Origin of the sequence: Aquisphaera insulae (genome assembly GCF_011064615.1) — a bacterium.
In the GTDB taxonomy this organism is placed as follows: Bacteria; Planctomycetota; Planctomycetia; order Isosphaerales; family Isosphaeraceae; genus Aquisphaera; species Aquisphaera insulae.
Window position 1 is genome coordinate 84,643 of the sequence record NZ_JAALJH010000026.1, and the last position, 14,951, is coordinate 99,593.

Sequence of the window (14,951 nt, forward strand, 5' to 3'; positions counted from 1 at the left end):
GCCTCGCCCCCCGGGAGATCGATCGTTCCACTACCCCCTTAATGTCGCCGAGAGGCGGAAGCGGATGCAAGTTTCCTGGGAGAATCCGCGGAGTCGAGTCAGGCCATCTGGAGGACCTCGTTCATCCGCCGGACGACGTCCTTCATCGCCGCGAGGTCACCGAACGAGACCTCGGCCGTGATCCAGCCCTCGTAGCCCACGTCCCCGAGCGCCTTGCGGACGGCCGGCCAGTCGATCTCGCCCTCGCCGAGCTTGTAGTCGAATCGCTTCGACTTGCCGTACTCCTTCACGTGGATCTTGAGGATCCGCTTGCCGAGCTCGCGGATCCACTCCTCCGGGAAGCCGTACTCGACCACGTTCCCGACGTCGAAGTAGGCGCCCACGACCGGGCTGCCGAACTCGTCGATGTAGCGGGCGAATTCCGGGGCGCTCAGGAGGAACTTGTTCCAGACCTCCTCGATGGCGAGCTTGATCCCGGCGGCCTCGGCGGTCGGGATCAGCTTCTTGATGTTCTCCTGGGAGCGCGCGTAGGCGTCGCGGTAGGAGACCTTCTTGTTGACCACGGCCGGGACGATGAGCACGGTGTCGCCGCCATAGGCCTTGCAGTCGGCGATCTCCTGCTTGATCGCCAGCAGGCTGCGCTCGACGACCAGCGGATCCGGATCCGACAGGGGGTCCTGCCAGTGCCGGCCGCCGCTGACGCCGTGGATGATCAGCCCGGTCTTGTCGCGGGCCGCCAGGACCTCCTTCATGTCGAGCTGGTTGGGGCTGATCAGCTCGACGCCGTCGAACCCGGCCTCCTTCAGGAGCTGGAACGTCGGCAGCACCGGCCCCTTGGTGACGTGGCCGAGCATGTAGGCCCGCTTCCATTTGCCGGGCGCGGCCGCCGGCTTGGGCTGGGCCGCCTGGGCCTGCCCCGGAGCGGCGGGCTCGTCCGCGTTGCCCTGCCCCGCGAGTCCCGCCCCGGCGAGGATTCCGCCGGCTGCCTTCACGAACGTCCTGCGATCGACGCGATTCATGGTCATGCTCCCGGGTCGGGCCGGCTGGCCTCGTGGTGCTCGCTCATCGGTCCGGTTCACTCAGGCTTCCAACGCGGCAAGCTTCGCCTCCAGCAGCTCTCCCACGAGCGCCGGATTGGCCTTGCCTCCGGTCTGCTTCATCACCTGGCCGCGGAGGAAGCCCTTGACGGCATCCGGCTTCTTCTTCCCCTTCTTCAGGTCCTCGAGCGCCTGGGGATTGGCGGCGATCGCCGCGTCGACGGCCGCGGCGATGGAATCGCGGTCGGAGACCATCTTGTAGCCGCCCATGGCGATGATGACCTCGGCGGGGTCGCCCGTCTGGATCATCCGGCCCAGGACCTCGCGCCCCTGGTTGGTGTTCAGCTCGCCCCGCTTGACGCGGTTGATCAGGTCCGCCAGGCCGTCCGGCTTGACCGGGAAGTCGGCGATGGCCTGCTTCTTCTCCTTGATCGTCCGCAGGACATCCTGCTGGATCCAGTTGCTCGCCAGCTTCGACTCGCCGGTCGCGCCGGCGACCTCGTCGAAGTAGTCGGCCACGTCCTGCCCCTGCTCGACGAGGACGTTGGCGTCGTAGGGGGACAGCCCGTAGCTCGCCTCGAACCGCTGGCGGCGGGCGGCGGGGAGCTCGCCGATGGAGGCCCGCACCCGTTCCAGCCAGGGCTCGTCCACCACCACGGGGACGAGATCCGGCTCGGGGAAGTAGCGGTAGTCGGCGGCGGTCTCCTTCTCGCGCTGGGGCTTGGTCACCTCCTCGACGTCGTTCCAGCCGCGGGTCGTCTTGGGGGCGTCCTTGATGGTCTTGCCGTCGTCCAGCCACTTCTTGTACTGACGCTCGGCCTCGTGGTGGAGGGCCTTCTCGACGGCGCGGAAGCTGTTCAGGTTCTTGATCTCGACGATCGGCGTGGCGATCGTCGTGCCGTCCTTGTGGATGTGCAGGTTGACGTTGGCGTCGCAGCGGAGCGAGCCCTCCTGCATCTCGCAGTCGGAGACGCCCAGGTAGCGGAGAGTCAGCCGCAGCTCCTCGAGGCAGCCGCGGGCGTCGGCCGGGCTGCGGATCTCCGGCTCGGAGACGATCTCCAGCAGGGGGATCCCCGCGCGGTTCAGGTCCACCTCGGAGTACCCTCCGGCCGCGTGCGTGAGCTTGCCGGTGTCCTCCTCCAGGTGCACCCGCGTCAGGGCACACCGGCCGCCCCCGCCGCCGTCCTTCCGCGTCGGGATGTCGAGCCAGCCGCCGGTGGAGAAGGGGAGGTCATACTGGCTGATCTGATAGTTCTTGGGCAGGTCGGGATAGTAGTAGTTCTTCCGGTCCCACTTCGTGAACGGCGTGATCGTCGCGTGCAGGGCCACGGCCGTCTTGAGCGCCAGCTCGAACGCCTTGCCGTTCATGACCGGCAGCGTCCCCGGCAGCCCGAGCGACACGGGGTCGCACTGGGTGTTAGGCGGCAGGCCGAACTCGGTGCCGCACCAGGAGAACATCTTGCTCTCGGTCTGGAGCTGGACGTGGATCTCGAGGCCGATGACGATATCGTAGGGGTGGTCCATGGGAAGTTGTCCGCCTGGAGGAAGCCGCAAGAGAACCGGTGCTTTCGAGTCAAGGACGGGCTCGATGGGTGGCCGTCACGGTTCGACCATTTACCTCTCGTGGGCATCGAGCAGCGGAGCCAGCACGGAGAATTCGTCGAGCAATTCGTATCCCCCGGGGATCCTGGAAATCCCCCCCTTATCGACGTTGTCCTTGCTCTTCACGAGCAGGTCGAAGATCCGCAGGATCTCCGGATCCTGCTCGAATGATCGAACCATGTAGTCCCAAACGTCCTTGTAATATCGATCCTCCTCGCTTGGCCCGATCCTTCGTGAGACGAAGGTAAAGTGGACGACCCCCCAGTCGCTGTTGATCTTGTAGTAGATCGAATAGTCCCCCCGGCCCCATCCCTGCTCCTCGGCATAACGAGCGAACGCACGCGACACATCAACAACCACGCGTGTCAGGGCTGTAAGCGTAGCCATGCGATCACTCCGTCTACGGGATCTTGCAGGCACGTCAACAGGTCGAGGGCGTCCTGATCCGACCATCGAGAATCCGGGTAATAGCGCAGATCGTTCAGCTCCTCGGAACGATCGACGAGGAGCCTCCAGTTCAAGCCGATCTTGGTCGTCTTGAACGACGGGTCATCCAGAGTGTTCCTCAAACCCGCGAAGGTTGCCAGGCCGAAGAGGTCGTGGATCTCGAGCAACCTGGGCAATTGACCCACGTTGAGTTGGCTGCAGACTCGCCTCTTCAGGAGGATCTCCATGGCATAGAGGCCGGAGGAAATAGTCAGGGCGTGGCGGCTGACGGCGAGTGCGGCATTCGCATCGGCCAGCCGATCCTGCCAGGCCTGCTCCAAATCGGCCGCCTGAGCCCCGAGTTCCGCATGCCTGCTCTGCTTGGCCATCATACGAGCCCCGGCCGCTTCAGGTGCCAGTCCGTGGCCCGCTCGAAGACCCGGGCGGTGCGGAGGAGCATCTCCTCGGCGAAGGCGGGGGCCAGGAGCTGGAGGCCGATCGGCAGGCCGGACTTCGTCAGGCCGCAGGGGATGCTCACCCCGGGGATGCCGGCGAGGTTGGCGGTGATCGTGTAGATGTCCGACAGGTACATCGCCAGCGGGTCATCGGTCCGCTCGCCGAGCCTGAACGCGGCCGTCGGCGAGGTCGGGCCGAGGATGACGTCCACATCCTTGAAGGCCCGGTCGAAGTCATTCCGGATCAGCCGCCGGACCTTCAGGGCCTGGTTGTAGAACTGGTCGGCATAGCCGGCGGAGAGGGCGAACGTCCCCAGCATGATCCGCCGCTTCACCTCGGCGCCGAAGCCCTCGGCCCGGCTGACCATCATCATCCGGACCAGCGGGGCGATCTCCTCCTCGCCGGGATACTTCGGCGAGAAGTCCTCGGCGCGGTGGCCGTAGATCGTGCCGTCGTAGCGGGCCAGGTTGCTGGAACACTCCGCCGGGGCCACGATGTAGTAGGCCGCGACGCCCACCTTCGAGGTCGGGAGCGAGACCTCCTTGATGCTCGCGCCGGCCTCCTCGTAGACGCGGATCGCCTCGCGGACCGCGGCCTCCACCTCCGGATCGAGCCCCTCGCCGAAGAACTCGCGGGCGACGCCGATCCGGAGCGACTCGGGCGGCGTGTCCAGGGTGGCCGTGTAATCGGGCACCGGCGTGTCCACGCTCGTGGAGTCCCTCGGGTCGCGGCCGGCCAGGACCTTGAGGACCAGCGCCGTGTCGGCCAGGTCGTGGGCGAACGGGCCGATCTGGTCGAGCGAGCTGGCGAACGCGATCAGTCCATACCGGCTGACGCGGCCGTAGGTGGGCTTGAGGCCGACGATCCCGCAGACGGCCGCCGGCTGGCGGATCGAGCCGCCGGTGTCGGAGCCGAGCGAGAGCGGCGCCAGGTCCGCCGCGACGGCCGCCGCCGAGCCCCCCGACGATCCCCCCGGGATCCGCGCCTCGTCCCACGGGTTGAGGGTCGGGCCGTACGCGCTGTTCTCCGTCGACGAGCCCATCGCGAACTCGTCCATGTTCGTCTTGCCGAAGAGGATCGCTCCGGCGCCCTTCAGCCGGGTGATCACCGTGGCGTCGTAGGGGGGGCGGAAGTCCTTCAGCATCCGGCTGCCGCAGGTCGTGGGCTCGCCGTCCACGCAGAGGACGTCCTTGATCGCCACCGGCACCCCCGCGAGCGTGCCGAGCGGCTCGCCCTGCTTCCGCCGCCGATCCGCCTCGCGGGCGGAGGCCAGCGTCCGGTCCGGGTCGAGGTGGACGAAGACGTTCAGCCGCCTGAGCCGATCGACGCGGTCGAGGAGGCCCTTGACGATCTCCTCCGAGGTCGTCTCTCCCTTCTCCAGGGACTTCAGGAGCGAGGTCGCGGTGGCGCTGGTCATCGGTCGGCGTCCTGTCGCGGAAAAGAAGCCCGGTCCGGTCGGTCGCTCGCGGGTCGTGCGGCGCGGGTCGACCGCGGGAGGCTGGCGTGGGGGCGGTGGATCGGTCGGGCCGTCGAGGCGGGTCTGGTCGGGTCACGCCGCGTCGCGTCGCGTCAATCGAGGACGGCCGGGACGAGGAAGCTGTCCTGGTTCCGCTTCGGCGCGTTCGCCAGGGCCGACTCGCGCGGCAGGGCCTCGCCGCGGACGTCCTCGCGGAAGACGTTGCGGACCTCGACCCCGTGGGCCAGCGGCTCCACGTCGGCCGTGTCCAGCCCCTGGAGCTGATTCACGTAGTCCATGATCGAGTTCAACTGGCCGGTGAACATCGAAAGCTCATCCGGGCTGACCCGCAGCCGGGCCAGGATCGCCACCTTGGCAACGTCTTCGATCGAGAGCGACATGGGAGATTCCAACCCTTACCGCGGTCCGTCCGGCCCTTCGCCCGACCCGTCCCCGACGGAGGAGGAGCCCCCGCCCGGAGATCGGTGCATGGAAGACGCCAGTCTGACAGATTCACCCCGCCCGTTCAAGGTTCGCCGACCGGACACGACCGAGCGGGCGAGCGGGCCCGAGGGCGGTTTGACGCGGGCCCGGCGATCCACCTATGATACGCGATCGCGCCGTCCGCGACGGCCGGCCCAGCGTGGGGCGGCGTCGTCGAACGGGCCGACGCGGGAGCGGAAGACGGTTTCCCATGAGCGTGAACGGACCGGTCGCGATCATCCTGGCCGCGGGGCACGGCAAGCGGATGAAGTCCGAGAAGGCCAAGGTGCTGCACGAGGTCTGCGGCCGGCCGATGATCCGCTACGTCGTCGAGGCCGCCCGCGGCGCCGGGGCGAAGACGGTCATCGTCGTCGTCGGCTACGCATCCGACCAGGTCCTCCAGGCGCTCTCCGGCGAGCCCGACATCCTCTTCGCCTTCCAGACCGAGCAGCTCGGGACCGGCCACGCGGCCAAGGTCTGCCGGCCGCTCCTGGAGGGCTACTCGGGCCCCGTCATGATCCTCGTCGGCGACGAGCCGCTGCTCCGCCCCGAACCCCTGGCCGACCTCCTCGAACGCCAGGCCCAGGAGCAGGCCGCCTGCCTGCTCGGCACGGCCAAGGTCCACGACCCGATGGGCTTCGGCCGGATCCTTCGCGATTCCGCCGGCCGCTTCCTCCGGATCGTCGAGGAGCGCGACTGCACGCCCGAGGAGAAGGCCATCCGCGAGGTCAACCCGAGCTGCTACGTCTTCGAGCTCCCCGTCCTCTGGGACGCCCTCGACCGGATCGACACCAGCAACGCCCAGAACGAATACTACCTGACCGACGCCCCCGAACGACTCGCCGCGATGGGCGAGAAGGTCATCGCCCTGAACGTCCTCCGCGGCGACGACATCCTGGGCGTGAACACCCGCCAGCACCTCGCCCAGGCCGACAAGGTCATGCAGGGGCGGATCCAGGACCACTGGATGACCGAGGGGGTGACCATCGTCGACCCCCTGAATACCTACATCGACGGCAGGGCGACCATCGGCCCCGATACGGTGATCTATCCGTTCACCGTGATCTCCGGCTCCGTGACGATCGGCGCCCGCTGCCGCGTCGGCCCGCTCGCGCACCTCCGCGACGGCACGGCCCTCGCCGACGGCGTCGAGGTCGGGGCCTTCGTCGAGATCAGCCGCTCGAGCCTGGAGGCCGGCACGGTCGTCCGCCACCTGGCCTACCTCGGCAACGCCGCCGTCGGCCGCGACGTCAACATCGGCGCCGGGACGATCACCGCCAATTACGACGGCGTCAGGAAGAGCGAGACCACGATCGGCGCCCGCGCCTTCGTCGGCTCGGGCTCGATCATGGTCGCCCCGGTCTCCATCGGCGAGGGCGCCGTCGTCGGCGCCGGGGCCGTCGTCACCCGCGGCAAGGACGTGCCGCCGGGCGAGACCGTCGTCGGCATCCCGGCGCGGCCGATCGGGGCGGGAAAGCCGGCGAGCTGAGCCACCTGCGGTCCCTGAGCCCCACCGTTCGCCCGGCTACCGAGGCCGCGAGCCGGCGACCGCCGCGTTCATGAGCTTTCGCCAACGCTCGAAGACCCGGGCCGTCTCGGCCGCCGTGGCCAGGGGCCGGACGGCGGAGGCGTCGAAGTCGAGGTAGAGCGGGCGGGCGAGATCGGCGCGGTAATTCGGGTTCGGCTCGTTCGACTGGGCACCGACCGACGCCCGCCAGGCGGCCAGCCGCGATTGCATGGCTCGTGCCCGGCCCGGTTCCCGCGCGGCCAGGTCCGTCCGCTCGCCGGGATCGGCGGCCAGGTCGTAGAGCTCGAGGCGGCCATCGTCGTAGGACTCGATCAGCTTCCAGCTCCCCTCGCGGAGCGAGCCCGCGGGACGGCTCCCCTGGTTGGTGTAATGCGGGAAGTGGAACGCGAACGATCGCGGCGGACCGGCCGGACCGCCCTTCAGCCGCGCCGCCAGGCTCACGCCGTCGAGGCTCGACTCCGCCGCCGCGGGGAGGCCGCAGAGATCCATGAGGGTCGGCGTCAGGTCCATGTTGACCATCGGTTCGTCGATCACCGCGGCCGGGATCCGGCCGGGCCACGAGACGATCAACGGGACCCGCAGGCCCCCCTCGTAGAGATATCCCTTGCCGGCGCGAAAAGGGGTATTGTGCGTCGGGACGTCGCCCCCTTCCAGGACGTGGAGGCCGCCGTTGTCCGACATGAAGACGACGATCGTCCGACGAGTCAGCCCGCTTCGTTCCAGCGACTCGCCGATCAGGCCGATCGTGTCGTCCAGGGTCTCGATCATCCCGGCGTAGACCGGGTTGAAGGCGTCGGGATGCCTCGCCACCAGCTCCGGCCTGGCCGCCAGTCGGATGTGCGGGTTGTGATGGGCCACGTAGAGGAAGAACGGCCCCCCCTTGCGGCGGTCGATGAAGTCGATCGCCCGCCGCGTGATGGCATACTCGTTCTTGCCCCCCTCGGTGGCCGAGGGGATGGAGTCGGTGGCCGGCAGGAAGACCTCGTCGAAGCCCTGATCCTCGGGCTTTGAGCCCGCCTTGTTGCCGAGGTGCCACTTGCCGAAGATCCCCGTCGCGTAGCCGGCCCGCCGGAACCGCTCCGCCAGCGTGACCTCCGACGAGGGCAGGTCCTGGACGATCGCCGGGTGGAGCAGCTTCTGGGTCTCCGCATCGGGCCGGCCCGGGAGGAAGGTCGTCAGGTGCAGCCGCGCCGGCGACTTGCCCGTCATGAGCGCCGCCCGCGAGGCCGAGCAGATCGACAATCCGCAATAGGCCGATGTGAACCGCGAGCCGCCCGATGCCAGCCGGTCCAGGTGCGGCGTCGCGTGGTCCCTGCGCCCGTAGCAGGCCAGGTCGTTGATCCCCAGGTCGTCCGCCAGGATCAGGACGACGTTGGGCCGTTCCTCCGCCGCAGCCGCGGATGCGGGTGCGAGCACCAGGACGATGACCACCATCGACAGGAATCGTCCGAGCGTCATGGTCGTCGACCTCTCATGCCCTCGCCGATCAGCGGGCCTTCCCCACGAGCGGCGACGTCTTCGTCGACCCGAAGCCGACGTTGTTCTCGGCGTCGAGGCGGACCTCGTCGCCGTCGAACTTGAAGCGGAATGTGGCGATGAAGGGGGTCTCCGTGAAGCAGGCCTTGACGGCGAGCGTCTGGTCGGCCGTCCACGCGGAGGTCGCCCCGATCAGCCATTCGGACTTCCCGCCGGAGAGGGCCGACAGCGGCCCGATGGTCGAGGTCCCCTTCTCCCAGACGCCATGCCCGGCCCGGATCCGCCCTTCCTTGCCGCCGCCCCTGAGGACCAGGGTCTCGCCCCGATCATCGGCCTCCACGGCGACCGATTCGAGCTTGAGCGGGTTGGTCCCGAATGTGTACGTCTTGCCGGCCGGGTTCGCGGGCTTGCCGCCGCCCTGCGGGTAGCCCACGGCTAGCCCCTTCAGCCTCTCGGAGAGCCCGGCCCACGCGCCGTCCTCGGCGGGCAGGGGGGAAGAATGGAAGGCCGGGAGGAGCTTGTCCCAGACGACGTTGAGCACGGCCTGCATGTCCTTCACCCCGCTCGTGATCGCGATCACGGCGTCCTGTTCCGGCAGGACGATGCAGTACTGGCCGAAGGCGCCGTCGCCCCGGAACGCCCCGTTCCGGCACCGCCAGAACTGGTAGCCGTAGCCCTGGTCCCAGTCGCTGGCCGGATTGCTGCCGTTGGAGGTCTGCCGGGCCGTCGCCGCCTCGATCCACTCCGCGGGGACAACTTGCTTGCCCTGCCACTTCCCCTTCTGGAGGTAGAGCTGGCCGAACTTGGCGATGTCCTCGGTGCGGACGCTCAGGCCGTAGCCGCCGGTGTCGATCCCCTGCGGGCTCTGCTCCCACGTCGGGCGCTCGATCCCGAGCGGCTCGAAGAGCCGCGGGGTGAGGTAATCGAGGAGCCTCTGGCCGGTCACCTTCTGGACGATCGCCGAGAGCATGTAGGTGGCCGACGTGTTGTAGAGGAAGTGCGTCCCCGGCTTGAACGGGACCGGGTGGGCGAGGAAGTCCTTCGTCCAGACCCCGTCCTTCTTCCGCTCGGGCTCGGTCTGATGCCCGGTGGACATCCGCAGCAGGTCGCTGACCCGCATCGCCTTGAGGTTGGCGCTCGGCTCGGCGGGCGCGTCCTCGGGGAAGAACTTGAGGATCGGGTCATCGAGCCGGAGCTTCCCTTCGGCGATCGCCAGCCCGACGGCCGTGGAGGTGAAGCTCTTGCTCAGCGAGTAGAGCGAATGGGGCGTCCCGGCCGCGTAGGGGGCCCACCATCCCTCCGCGACGACCTGGCCGTGGCGCACGAGCATGAAGCTGTTCATCGTCTCGATGCGGTCCGCCGCCTCCACGAACGCGACCACCGCCGCGGGGGAGACGCCCTGCGGCTCCGGCCGGCTCCGGGGCAGGTCCGAGGCCGCGGCGAGCGGAGAAAGCAGGGCGACGAGGGCGAGGGGGAAGGCCGCTCTCATGACTGGCTCCGTGCGAGTGGTCGGTCGATCGACTCGAGGGCCACATCTTCGCGCCTCGCCGGGCGCCGACGCAAGGGTTGTGTTTCCGCCCGCGTCTTCGTAACGTCGAGCCACTCTCGCGGCGGCACGCCGTTCGCAGCCCACAACGTCCTCTCCTCGACGTCATCCGTGCCAAAGCGTCCACAACGGAGTATCCGCCGTGAGCCATTCCGTGCCCTATCGCCGCCTCGACAAGAACGACGCCGCCGTCCTGCTGGTGGATCACCAAACCGGGCTCTGCAACCTGGTCCGGGATTTCTCGCCGGACGAGTTCAAGAACATCGTCCTGGCGCTGGCGGACTCCGCGAAGTACTTCAAGCTCCCCACGATCCTGACCACCAGCTTCGAGAACGGCCCCAACGGCCCGCTCGTGCCGGAGCTCAAGGAACTGTTCCCGGATGCGCCCTACATCGCCCGGCCCGGGAATATCAACGCCTGGGACAACGAGGACTTCGTCAAGGCCGTGAAGGCCACGGGCAAGAAGCAGCTCATCATCGCCGGCGTGGTCACCGAGGTCTGCGTGGCCTTCCCCGCGCTCTCGGCCCGCGAGGAGGGCTACGAGGTCTTCGTCGTCACCGACGCCTCCGGCACGTTCAACCAGACCACCCGCGACGCGGCATGGCTCCGGATGCAGGCCGCCGGCGTCCACCTCATGACCTGGTTCGGCATGGCCTGCGAGCTCCACCGCGACTGGCGGAACGACATCGACGGCCTCGCCGCGCTCTTTTCGAACCACATCCCCGCGTACCGCAACCTCATGAACAGCCACGGCGCCAAACGGTAAGACTCCCGCCCCGCACCTCCTGCCGCGGCCGGCCGCGGCGAGAGGGGAGAAGGTCCAGAGGATCTCCATGTCGACGATGCCCCGTATCTACCTGTTGCGCCACGGCGAGACCCAGTGGTCGGCCTCCGGCCGCCACACGAGCGACTCCGACATCCCGCTGACCCCCCGCGGCGAGGACGAGGCCCGGGCCCTCGGGGCCTTGGCGCGGACCTGGCGTTGCGCCACGGTCCTGACCAGCCCGCTGCTCCGAGCCCGCCGGACCTGCGAGCTCGCCGGCTTCGGCGAGGCCGCCGAGGTCGTCCCGGACCTCGTCGAGTTCCGCTACGGCGTCTACGAGGGGCGGACCACCGCCGAGATCCGCGAGCAGCACCCCAACTGGAACGTCTTCCGCGACGGCTGCCCCGGCGGCGAGTCCGTCCGCGACGTCACCACGCGGGCCGACCGCGTCGTGTCACGGCTCCGAGAGGCCCCGTGCGACGTCCTGGTCTTCTCGCACGCCCACTTCCTCCGCGCCCTGGCCGTCCGCTGGCTGGGCCTGGACCTCGCCGTCGCGGCCCAGCTCGTGCTGTCCACCGCGTCCGTCAGCATCCTCGGCCACGACCACGGCCCCGACGAGCCCGCCATCCTCCTCTGGAACGACACGTCGCTCCGGGATGGTCAGCCCGGCACGAATGAGAGCCGAATCAACTAATCCACGCACAAAGATGAATTAGATATGATCCGATGAACCACTATGGGTCGGCGGGCCCGAGACTCGTTCGTCCCGACCCCCGATCCCGGCCGGCCTCATGCATCCACCGGCCCTGACCTTCCCCCCCAACTCATCCCCATCCCGATCCCCTCTCCTCCTTCCGTTGCCACTCCTCATCTGCGTTCATCCGTGTCCATCTGTGGCTCAATTCGTCTTCCGTCCCCGTCGCTGGCCCGAATCTCCCCGCGGTCCCGGCGTAACAGCCCGTCCGTGGCCCTCCCCCCTTCGCCGCGAGGGCCGGCGCGGCCACGATCCATCGAATTTTCATCATAGGATCTGGGAATTTACTTCCCGATACAGCGGCGAGATCGCCCACACCCCGCCAGAGCGCCGGCCGAGATCAGATCGCTACGCGTTGAGCCGCCAGACGGCGAAGTTCAGGACGCTGGCGAACGTGACCCACGCCAGGTACGGGACGAAGAGCGCCCCGGCCGCGACCGACCGCCGCCAGAACAGGACCATCGTGGCCGCGATGGCCGCCCAGAGCAGCAAGACCTCACCGAAGGCGAGGCCGGGCCGGCGCAGCCCGAAGAAGACGAACGACCACAGGACGTTCAGGACGAGCTGGACCCCGAAGGCGGAGAGGGGTCGTGCCGCCCCGGCCCATCCGCCCTGCCGCCAGACCAGCCAGGCGGCCACGGCCATGCCCAGATACAACGCCGTCCAGACCGGGCCGAAGACCCAGGCCGGCGGGTTCCAGCTCGGCTTGGCCAGCCCGGCGTACCAGCCGGGAATGTTGGGAGCGGTCACCATCCCACCGACACTGGCCGCGACGAAGCAGGCCGCCACGAATGCGATCAGCCCGAGACCCGGATGCTTCGGAGGTGTCGGTCCCATCGGCCGCCTTCTCGAGAGGTCGTGGAAAGGAATCGATCCGGGGCCGAACGTTCGGGACACGAGGCGACCCCGAGCCGGCCGAATCTTCGGTGGCACGCCGCCATTCGCCGCCGAGGATCACTTCACGGGCACGACCGCCGGCGGTTTCCACGTGCCGTCGAGGGCCTCCCGCCTGGGCCAGTACACCCTCATCACCACGTAGATCGGCCCATCGGGGGCCGGGAGCCAGTTCGACTCCCCGTCCTTGCCGGGAGAATCTCTCTGGATCGAGATCGTCAGCGAGCCGTCCTCGTTGGTCTTCATCCGGGCGAGCATGGGCGAGTTGATCAGGAAGCGGCCGATCGGGTTCTCGACCAGCAGTTGCGTCCGGGCGTCGTACATCGTCACCGACCAGAAGGCGTTGGCGGGCGGGAACTGGTCCTTCGGGAACGTGAGTGCGTAGCGGGCCTTGCTGCAATCGGGCTTGTGGCCCTCGCTGTCGGCGGCGAGGATCGGGTAGACGGCCTCGGTGGCGTTGTTGCCGTAGATGCCGCCCATCGCCGCCGCCGCGCGGAGCGCCCAGTCGCCCTTGTAGAAGTCGCGGTCCCCGAAGGCACTCCCGATCCGCCAGCCGTTCACCTCCGTGCCGAAGCCGGCGAGTCGGGCCTTGATCTTCTCCAGGCCGCTCTTCATCCCGGCTACCAGTCCGGCCTTCTGGTCGGGGGTCAGGTGGTCCGTCGTGAACGGCTTGCCGGGCTCGATCCCGATCCGGGCGAGCCGCTGCCGCAGCGGCCTCTCGACCTCCGCCGTGCCCACCGTGGGACAGAACGAGAGCACGAGATTCAGATACCGGAACGGATCGGTCGCGGCCAGGCCCTTGTCGATCTTCGGCCATTCGATCCCGGGCGGGGCCGCGGGAGCGGGAGTCCCGAGGAACCCCGAGAGCGTCTGTGCCCTGTACCCGGCCTGGATCGCCTTCACGTTGTCCAGGTCGCCCGGCCCGAACAACTGGGTGCGGTAGCCCGCCAGCGAGAACTCGGTCTCGCACCGGATCAGACCGTCGATGCCCTTCGGTGTCTCGCCGTGCCACGAAGGGCCGGCGACCAGGTATCGGCCGCCCTCGTTGCCCGTGATGCGGGTGCCGAGGTAGCCGTAATTGTGGGTGTACAAATCGATGAGCTGGACGGAGAAGTACCGCCCCTTCTCGATCTTCGGGACGGTGAGGACGACGGGCTCGGCCCGGAGGTCCATCCAGAGGAACGAGTAGGGCGTGTCGCTGTTGGGGGTGACGATCGCCGTATCCCGGGGCGTGAAGACCCTGGCCGTGTTGTAGACCCGATTGAACGGGGCCTTGTACTGCGACGAGGAGATGTCGATCGCGTATTCGTACATCGTCCCGTAGTTCATCACCATCGGGAAGCCGTAGATGAACGCCTCCTCGGCGATGGCCTGGACCTCGCCACCGGGGGCGTCCGGTCGGGCAAGGCTCGGAACGGTCATGGTTCCGACGATCCCGAGTGAGAGGAGCCAGCTTGTCGTCGACTTCGACATCAGAGGTGTCCCGGTGAGACGCAGGGCGGATCGCAGGCGACGTCGTCCACGGCATTGCGGGGATTCTACTCGTCGGGTGGTCTCACCGATAGATGGCGGGACGGGTGTTCGCGACGAGATGAGGTCGAACCGTCCGCGGGCAAATGCCCGGATGACGAAGCCCCCTGGCCGGCCGGCCCCGCGTGGAGCCACGCTCCCAGGATTGAGAAGCCCGGGGGCGGGGAAAGGCACCGCCCGAACGACTCGATGCGTCCGTCGCGGCCTGGCCGCCCATCCCTTCACGCCGCCAGAGCCCTCGGCGTGGATGCCTCGGGCTCAATATTCTCGGATGTCCGCCGAAGCACACACCGTTGAGGTGATCGGAGGAACGGAGGCTACGATGCTCCCGCTATTTGCCGCCACTGACCATCCGGGACTACCGCCATACTTCATCGGTTGGGGCACCCTGTCGCTGATCAATGCCGGACTGGCGCAATCCAAGGGCCACAGCGGCATGGCCTGGTGGCTCATCTCGCTCCTGCTCGGCCCGGCAGCCACCTTCATCATCGTCGTTTTCCTCCAACCTCAATCGGTTTCACTCGGATCGCCGAGCATCCCGACCCCGAGGTATCCGGAAAAACCAATGGCCGATCCTGCCATGTACGATGACCTCGCTTAGGCCTGATCGAGGCTCACTCCGCCCTCCGCCCGCACCACTTCCCGCCCCCGCACCCCAGGCACTTCGCCGGCGGCTGGCTGACCGGGAGCTCCCTCCCGAGCTCGGCAGGCAGGGGCATCGGGGTCCATCATTGGGCACACAGCCAGGATCGAGAAGCCAGGGAACCAGAAAGGACGCACCGCCTGAACGGATCGACGCTTCCGGATTCACCCTCGGGGTGCGTGGCCACCAATCTCCTCCCTCGGGGTGCGTGGCCACCAATCTCCTCCCAAACCCCTCTGACTTCCCCCTCCTGGGTGCCTGGCCACCAATCCTTGCCAATCCTTGCCAATCCTTGATGGCTCTATCCGCCTTCGCTGTTTGCCTGCGAACCCTCGCCATGACTTGACGGCTTTCGTG

The 14,951-nt window shown here is 68.2% G+C and carries 14 protein-coding genes; 4 read left to right on the plus strand and 10 right to left on the minus strand.

Translation table 11 applies throughout. The features are described 5' to 3' along the window. Positions 1-98: 98 nt before the first annotated feature. The 6 genes from G6O54_RS15965 to gatC form a co-directional block, all read right to left on the minus strand. Positions 99-1,019 carry a sugar phosphate isomerase/epimerase family protein gene (locus tag G6O54_RS15965; RefSeq protein WP_165226644.1) on the minus strand — a complete coding sequence of 307 codons (921 nt, stop codon included), beginning with the start codon at positions 1,017-1,019 and terminating at the stop codon, positions 99-101. Positions 1,020-1,079: 60 nt separating this feature from the next. Next, positions 1,080-2,561 carry an Asp-tRNA(Asn)/Glu-tRNA(Gln) amidotransferase subunit GatB gene (gene gatB, locus G6O54_RS15970; protein ID WP_165226645.1) on the minus strand — a complete coding sequence of 494 codons (1,482 nt, stop codon included), beginning with the start codon at positions 2,559-2,561 and terminating at the stop codon, positions 1,080-1,082. Positions 2,562-2,651: 90 nt separating this feature from the next. Further along, positions 2,652-3,026 (minus strand): hypothetical protein, encoded by a 375-nt coding sequence (locus tag G6O54_RS15975; protein ID WP_165226646.1) that lies wholly within the window; start codon positions 3,024-3,026, stop codon positions 2,652-2,654. After that, positions 3,005-3,454 carry a hypothetical protein gene (locus G6O54_RS15980; RefSeq protein WP_165226647.1) on the minus strand — a complete coding sequence of 150 codons (450 nt, stop codon included), beginning with the start codon at positions 3,452-3,454 and terminating at the stop codon, positions 3,005-3,007. The genes G6O54_RS15975 and G6O54_RS15980 overlap by 22 nt, the downstream gene beginning before the upstream one ends. Next, on the minus strand, positions 3,454-4,938 hold the full coding sequence (gene gatA, locus G6O54_RS15985; RefSeq protein WP_165226648.1) for an Asp-tRNA(Asn)/Glu-tRNA(Gln) amidotransferase subunit GatA: 1,485 nt from the start codon (positions 4,936-4,938) through the stop codon (positions 3,454-3,456). The genes G6O54_RS15980 and gatA overlap by 1 nt, the downstream gene beginning before the upstream one ends. 152 nt (positions 4,939-5,090) lie before the next feature. Beyond that, the gene (gatC, locus tag G6O54_RS15990) at positions 5,091-5,378 is read right to left on the minus strand and encodes an Asp-tRNA(Asn)/Glu-tRNA(Gln) amidotransferase subunit GatC (protein WP_165226649.1); all 288 of its coding nucleotides are present in this window, start codon (positions 5,376-5,378) and stop codon (positions 5,091-5,093) included. Positions 5,379-5,671: 293 nt separating this feature from the next. Between gatC and G6O54_RS15995 the strand changes: the two genes are divergently transcribed. Further along, positions 5,672-6,949 (plus strand): bifunctional UDP-N-acetylglucosamine diphosphorylase/glucosamine-1-phosphate N-acetyltransferase GlmU, encoded by a 1,278-nt coding sequence (locus G6O54_RS15995; RefSeq protein ID WP_165226650.1) that lies wholly within the window; start codon positions 5,672-5,674, stop codon positions 6,947-6,949. A gap of 36 nt (positions 6,950-6,985) precedes the next feature. Here G6O54_RS15995 and G6O54_RS16000 read toward each other — a convergent pair whose 3' ends face one another. Together G6O54_RS16000 and G6O54_RS16005 are read right to left on the minus strand one after the other, a co-directional pair. Then, positions 6,986-8,446 carry a sulfatase gene (locus tag G6O54_RS16000; protein ID WP_165226651.1) on the minus strand — a complete coding sequence of 487 codons (1,461 nt, stop codon included), beginning with the start codon at positions 8,444-8,446 and terminating at the stop codon, positions 6,986-6,988. Positions 8,447-8,474: 28 nt separating this feature from the next. Then, positions 8,475-9,953, minus strand: a complete 1,479-nt coding sequence (locus G6O54_RS16005) for a serine hydrolase domain-containing protein (protein ID WP_165226652.1) — start codon at positions 9,951-9,953, stop codon at positions 8,475-8,477. 199 nt (positions 9,954-10,152) lie between these two features. Here G6O54_RS16005 and ycaC point away from each other — a divergent pair, with 199 nt between their 5' ends. After that, on the plus strand, positions 10,153-10,776 hold the full coding sequence (gene ycaC, locus G6O54_RS16010; protein ID WP_165226653.1) for an isochorismate family cysteine hydrolase YcaC: 624 nt from the start codon (positions 10,153-10,155) through the stop codon (positions 10,774-10,776). A gap of 67 nt (positions 10,777-10,843) precedes the next feature. Beyond that, positions 10,844-11,467 (plus strand): histidine phosphatase family protein, encoded by a 624-nt coding sequence (locus G6O54_RS16015; protein ID WP_165226654.1) that lies wholly within the window; start codon positions 10,844-10,846, stop codon positions 11,465-11,467. 408 nt (positions 11,468-11,875) lie between these two features. Here G6O54_RS16015 and G6O54_RS16020 read toward each other — a convergent pair whose 3' ends face one another. Beyond that, positions 11,876-12,364, minus strand: a complete 489-nt coding sequence (locus G6O54_RS16020) for a TspO/MBR family protein (RefSeq protein WP_165226655.1) — start codon at positions 12,362-12,364, stop codon at positions 11,876-11,878. A 117-nt stretch (positions 12,365-12,481) separates the two neighbouring features. Then, positions 12,482-13,843: a DUF1254 domain-containing protein gene (locus G6O54_RS16025; protein ID WP_205678839.1), complete on the minus strand. Its 1,362-nt coding sequence runs from the start codon at positions 13,841-13,843 to the stop codon at positions 12,482-12,484. A 430-nt stretch (positions 13,844-14,273) separates the two neighbouring features. Here G6O54_RS16025 and G6O54_RS16030 point away from each other — a divergent pair, with 430 nt between their 5' ends. Next, a complete protein-coding gene (locus G6O54_RS16030) occupies positions 14,274-14,552 on the plus strand; it encodes a hypothetical protein (protein WP_165226597.1) in 279 nt (92 codons plus the stop codon). Positions 14,553-14,951 lie beyond the last annotated feature (399 nt).

Bases quoted from the DNA above. Each gene is read 5' to 3' on its own strand.
- G6O54_RS15965 (WP_165226644.1), bottom strand. From the start codon at position 1,019: ATGAATCGCGTCGATCGCAGGACGTTCGTGAAGGCAGCCGGCGGAATC.
- gatB (WP_165226645.1), bottom strand. From the start codon at position 2,561: ATGGACCACCCCTACGATATCGTCATCGGCCTCGAGATCCACGTCCAG.
- G6O54_RS15975 (WP_165226646.1), bottom strand. From the start codon at position 3,026: ATGGCTACGCTTACAGCCCTGACACGCGTGGTTGTTGATGTGTCGCGT.
- G6O54_RS15980 (WP_165226647.1), bottom strand. From the start codon at position 3,454: ATGGCCAAGCAGAGCAGGCATGCGGAACTCGGGGCTCAGGCGGCCGAT.
- gatA (WP_165226648.1), bottom strand. From the start codon at position 4,938: ATGACCAGCGCCACCGCGACCTCGCTCCTGAAGTCCCTGGAGAAGGGA.
- gatC (WP_165226649.1), bottom strand. From the start codon at position 5,378: ATGTCGCTCTCGATCGAAGACGTTGCCAAGGTGGCGATCCTGGCCCGG.
- G6O54_RS15995 (WP_165226650.1), top strand. From the start codon at position 5,672: ATGAGCGTGAACGGACCGGTCGCGATCATCCTGGCCGCGGGGCACGGC.
- G6O54_RS16000 (WP_165226651.1), bottom strand. From the start codon at position 8,446: ATGACGCTCGGACGATTCCTGTCGATGGTGGTCATCGTCCTGGTGCTC.
- G6O54_RS16005 (WP_165226652.1), bottom strand. From the start codon at position 9,953: ATGAGAGCGGCCTTCCCCCTCGCCCTCGTCGCCCTGCTTTCTCCGCTC.
- G6O54_RS16015 (WP_165226654.1), top strand. From the start codon at position 10,844: ATGTCGACGATGCCCCGTATCTACCTGTTGCGCCACGGCGAGACCCAG.
- G6O54_RS16020 (WP_165226655.1), bottom strand. From the start codon at position 12,364: ATGGGACCGACACCTCCGAAGCATCCGGGTCTCGGGCTGATCGCATTC.
- G6O54_RS16025 (WP_205678839.1), bottom strand. From the start codon at position 13,843: ATGACCGTTCCGAGCCTTGCCCGACCGGACGCCCCCGGTGGCGAGGTC.
- G6O54_RS16030 (WP_165226597.1), top strand. From the start codon at position 14,274: ATGCTCCCGCTATTTGCCGCCACTGACCATCCGGGACTACCGCCATAC.